Annotated in this window: 4 protein-coding genes; all 4 read left to right on the top strand. The window is 55.7% G+C overall.

Features of this window, described 5'->3' with window-relative positions; all coding sequences use genetic code 11:
* Positions 1-1,041, top strand: a 1,041-nt coding sequence (locus P7F28_RS02375; protein WP_277182835.1) for an efflux RND transporter periplasmic adaptor subunit, incomplete at its 5' end; no start/stop codon positions are given.
* On the top strand, positions 995-1,735 hold the full coding sequence (locus P7F28_RS02370) for an ABC transporter ATP-binding protein (protein ID WP_370467214.1): 741 nt from the start codon (positions 995-997) through the stop codon (positions 1,733-1,735). The genes P7F28_RS02375 and P7F28_RS02370, both read left to right, overlap by 47 nt.
* 6 nt (positions 1,736-1,741) lie before the next feature.
* On the top strand, positions 1,742-2,896 hold the full coding sequence (locus tag P7F28_RS02365) for an ABC transporter permease (protein ID WP_277182833.1): 1,155 nt from the start codon (positions 1,742-1,744) through the stop codon (positions 2,894-2,896).
* 9 nt (positions 2,897-2,905) lie between these two features.
* Positions 2,906-4,072, top strand: a complete 1,167-nt coding sequence (locus P7F28_RS02360; RefSeq protein WP_277182832.1) for an ABC transporter permease — start codon at positions 2,906-2,908, stop codon at positions 4,070-4,072.
* Positions 4,073-4,591: the final 519 nt, after the last annotated feature.

Here is a 4,591-nt window from a genome sequence, read left to right as displayed (position 1 = left end):
GTTACATCGGTATATCCATCGCAGAGTTATACGATGCTTAACGCCACCGGCTACGTCGTGCCGCAGCGCAAGGCGGCGGTGGCGTCCAAGGGACAAGGGCGCGTCGAATGGCTGGGTGTGCTGGAAGGCTCGCAAGTCAAGGAAGGCCAAGTCATTGCGCGGCTCGAAAGCGACGATGTGGCCGCTTCGCTTTTGCAAGCTCAGGCCCAGATAAAAGTCGCGCAGGCGAATCTCGAACTTCAGCGCGCCGAACTCAAGAATGCGGAAATAGACCTTAAGCGCTTTAAGGTGCTTGCGCCTCAAGGCGCCATTCCTGCCACGCAATTCGATGCCGCGCTTGCCCGTTTGGATAAAGCCAAAGCGTCGATGAACAGCGACGAAGCGGCGATTATCTCCGCACGCGCCAACGCTAAAGCCGCGCAAGTGGCCGTCGATCAAACCGTTATTCGCGCGCCCTTTGACGGTGTCGTGCTTGAGAAGCACGCCAACGTGGGCGACAACATCACGCCGTTCTCATCGGCATCGGACAGCAAGGGCGCGGTCGTGACGATTGCGGACATGAAAACGCTTGAAGTCGAGGCGGATGTCGCGGAGTCGAATATTGCACGCATCGGAGTGGATCAGCCTTGCGAAATTCAACTCGATGCCTTGCCCGATGCGCGTTTTGCGGGCCGTGTGTCGCGTATCGTGCCGACGGTCGATCGTTCCAAGGCAACGGTGCTGGTCAAGGTGCGCTTTGTCGAACGAGACGAACGCGTGTTGCCGGACATGAGCGCGAAGATTGCATTCTTATCCAAGCCCGTTCCGCCCGAAGAAAAGAAGGCGGTCATTGCGGTGCAGCCTTCTGCGGTGGTGACGCGCGGCGGCAAACAAGTGGTCTACGCCGTAGACAAAGAGCATGTGCGTGAAGTACCGGTCAAGACGGGCGAACGCATTGGCGATTTGATTACCGTGGAAGGCATCAAAGCAGGCGATACCGTGGTGCTCGCACCCGATGATTCGCTTAAGGACGGCGCTAAAGTCACCTTGGCGAAGAAATAACGTGAGCGCATCGCCTTTAGTGAAAATAAGCCACGTCGCCAAGTCGTATCGGCGCGGCGTGCAGACTGTGCCTGTATTAACCGACATTACGCTTTCTATTGCGGAAGGAAATTTCGTCGCGTTGATGGGACCGTCCGGTTCAGGCAAGAGCACGTTGCTCAATTTGATCGCGGGTATCGACCGGCCGGATAGCGGCGAATTGTCGGTTGGCGGCCTCGATATCACACGCTTGCCTGAAGCAGCGCTTGCGGACTGGCGCGCAGCCAACGTCGGCTTTATTTTCCAGTTTTATAACCTGATGCCGGTGCTTACCGCATTCGAAAACGTCGAATTGCCTTTGATGCTGACGCGCCTCACGCGGCATGAACGACGTGAGCGTGTCGCGATGGTGCTCGATATGGTCAATATGGGCGACCGCACGACTCACTATCCATCGGAATTGTCAGGCGGTCAGCAACAGCGCGTAGCGATTGCACGTGCGCTGATCACCGATCCCACGCTAATCGTCGCCGATGAACCCACCGGCGACCTCGATCGAAATTCCGCTGCCGATGTGCTTGCCATGCTTCAGCGCTTGAATGAGCGTCTTGGTAAAACCATCATCATGGTGACGCACGACGCGCATGCTGCGAATGCAGCCAAAGCGCTGGTGCATCTCGAGAAAGGCGAGTTGCTGGATGGAACCCGGAAATAAGCCGCCATGTTTGTGCTCAAGCTGATCCTTCGCAACGCCGGGCGTCACAAGTTGCGCACTGCGTTGACGGTGTTCGGCCTGACCATTGCGGTTCTCGCTTACGGTCTTCTGCATACAGTCGTCGATGCGTGGTACGCAGGTGCGGCGGCGGCATCGAATGCGCGACTGGTGACGCGTAACGCCATTTCTTTGGTATTTCCTTTGCCGCTCGCCTATGAGAGCCGCATACGTGGCGTTGACGGCGTCACGCTGGTGGCGCGTTCGAACTGGTTTGGCGGAACATATCGCGATCCTAAGAATTTCTTTGCGCAGTTTGCGGTCTCGGACAATTACCTGGATCTTTATCCGGAGTTCATCGTTTCGCCGCAAGCGCGCTCCGATTATGAGCGAGACCGCAAGGGCTGTCTGATAGGACGTCAGTTGGCTACGCAATTCGGCTTCAAGGTAGGCGATGTCATTCCTCTTAAAGGAACCATTTATCCGGGCACATGGGATTTCGTCGTACGCGGGATCATGGAAGGACGGGATGAGTCAACCATCACGCGGCAAATGATTTTTCACTACGACTATCTTAACGAGACAATACGCAAGACCACTAAGCGGCAGGTCGATCAGGTAGGCGTGTATATCGTCGGCATCGATAATTCGGATCAGGCGGCAAGCGTGTCGCGCAATATCGACAACGTCTTCAAGAATTCGCTCGCGGAAACGCTGACCGAAACCGAGCAGGCGTTTCAACTCGGCTTCGTTGCGATGTCGAATCAGATTATTGCCGCCATACGCGTGGTGTCGTATGTGGTCATTTTGATCATCATGGCTGTCATGGCGAACGCAATGGCGATGAGCGCGCGCGAACGTATCGTCGAATATGCGACGCTCAAGGCGCTGGGCTTTGGATCGACCTTTCTTAGCGTGCTCGTGTTCGGCGAGTCGCTGGCGATCTGCGCGATCGGCGGCGGTTTAGGCATGCTGTTGACGCCGCCAGCCGCGGAGTTTTTCAAGCAGGCTACCGGAAATGTATTTCCGGTCTTCAAGGTGTCGCACGACACCATGCTTTTGCAAGCGGCATGCGCATTCGTCGTGGCTTTAGCGGCGGCTATCGTGCCCGCGGTGCAGGCCAGCCGCGTCCGCATTGTCGAAGGCCTGCGGGCAATCGGCTAAGGCGCGCTTATGGCTATTCCCGTTTCCTATGTCGCACGCAATTTATGGGCGCGCAGACTGACCACGCTGCTAACGGCAAGCGGGCTTGCCTTGGTCGTTTTCGTTTTTGCCACCGTGCTGATGCTCGATGCCGGGCTTAAGAAAACCTTGGTTTCCACCGGCGAAGCCGACAATGTGGTCGTGATTCGCAAAGGCGCAGAGACCGAAATTCAAAGCGCAATCGACCGCGCGCAAGCGAATGTGATGGAGATGCATCCTTCGGTTGCAATGAATGGCGATGGCTTGCCGCAGGCATCTAAAGAAACGGTCGTGTTGATTACGCTGACCAAGCTCGGCACGCACACGCCCGCGAATGTCGTGATACGCGGCGTGTCGCCCATGGGTATCGACATGCGGCCGCAAGTGAAATTGATTGCTGGGCGTATGTTCAAACGCGGTTCGTCGGAAATCATCGTAGGCAGCAGTATTGCCAAAGGTTTTGGCGGCACACGCATTGGCGATCACTTGCGGTTTGCGCAGCGCGACTGGACCATCGTCGGTCATTTCGATGCAGGCGGCAGCGGCTTCGATTCGGAAATATGGGGCGATGTGGATCAGTTGATGCAATCGTTCCGCCGCACCAGTTACTCTTCGATGGTCGTGCGCCTCGTGCGTGACGATGCATTTGAACGCTTCAAAAAAGATATCGATGTCGATCCTCGGCTTGCCGACGAAGCAAAGCGCGAGCAAGTGTTTTATGGCGATCAATCCAAGGCCTTGTCTACCTTCATCAATATTCTCGGCATTACGCTGTCGGGCATATTCTCGATCGCCGCCATGATCGGCGCGATGATCACCATGTATGCGTCGGTGGCTAATCGCGTTGCGGAAATCGGTACGTTGCGCGCGCTCGGTTTCAAGCGTATCGATGTGCTGGGCGCATTTCTGCTCGAAGCCCTTTTACTCGGTTTGGTTGGCGGCTTGGCGGGACTGGCGTGCGCAGCGCTGATGCAATTCGCTTCGTTTTCTACGACGAATTTTCAGACCTTCGCGGATTTGTCATTCCGCTTTATCCTCACGCCTTCCGTCATATTGAAGACCGTGGTGTTTTCGCTTGCGATGGGCTTCATCGGCGGATTTCTTCCGGCCTGGCGTGCCTCGCGTATGAATATCGTCGATGCGTTACGCACGCGCTAAGCATTTTCCCTAAACGGGTCGCCGGATTGAAAACCAACGGTTTATCGTTTGCGTCACCGAGAGCAAGATAAAAAAGTCTCTCAAATGCTAAGCGCTCTAATTAATCAGTCGGGTTCCTACGTACTCCCATTGTTGCGGAACTGACTGCGAAATGTCTGCACGTAAGCGGGTAATGAGCATTTTCCCGATTGCGTGCGCCGCCGCACTCATTGCCCATTTAGCCGGGCGCACAATCAATTCCAACAAATCGTCCAATTAAGACGTTTGCTTGTGCTCTGATCGATCAGTCATTGCAGAGCGAAAGCATCCCTCGCCAAAGAGGAGACCAGCGCAGCAGGCAGTTCCGGGTGTCTGACGTTTCAGGCAACGAAATAAGTAATCCGAATAAAAATACGGATTGTTTATGCGGGAGGCGACGTGCGCCCGGAGTTCGCATAAAGAAGTGGTTAGAGAGAGAACGATCAAATGACCAGCTTCATAGCCCGCTCAAGGGCGCCTCTGCGACTGGGGCTCGCAGGC

Source organism: Caballeronia sp. BR00000012568055, from assembly GCF_029439455.1.
Taxonomy (GTDB): domain Bacteria; phylum Pseudomonadota; class Gammaproteobacteria; order Burkholderiales; family Burkholderiaceae; genus Caballeronia.
Note: the sequence above shows the minus strand (reverse complement) of the source record. Positions and strands in the feature narration are given on the sequence as shown.

Coding starts and splice junctions, on each gene's coding strand:
- P7F28_RS02370 (WP_370467214.1), top strand. CDS start 995: ATGATTCGCTTAAGGACGGCGCTAAAGTCACCTTGGCGAAGAAATAAC.
- P7F28_RS02365 (WP_277182833.1), top strand. CDS start 1,742: ATGTTTGTGCTCAAGCTGATCCTTCGCAACGCCGGGCGTCACAAGTTG.
- P7F28_RS02360 (WP_277182832.1), top strand. CDS start 2,906: ATGGCTATTCCCGTTTCCTATGTCGCACGCAATTTATGGGCGCGCAGA.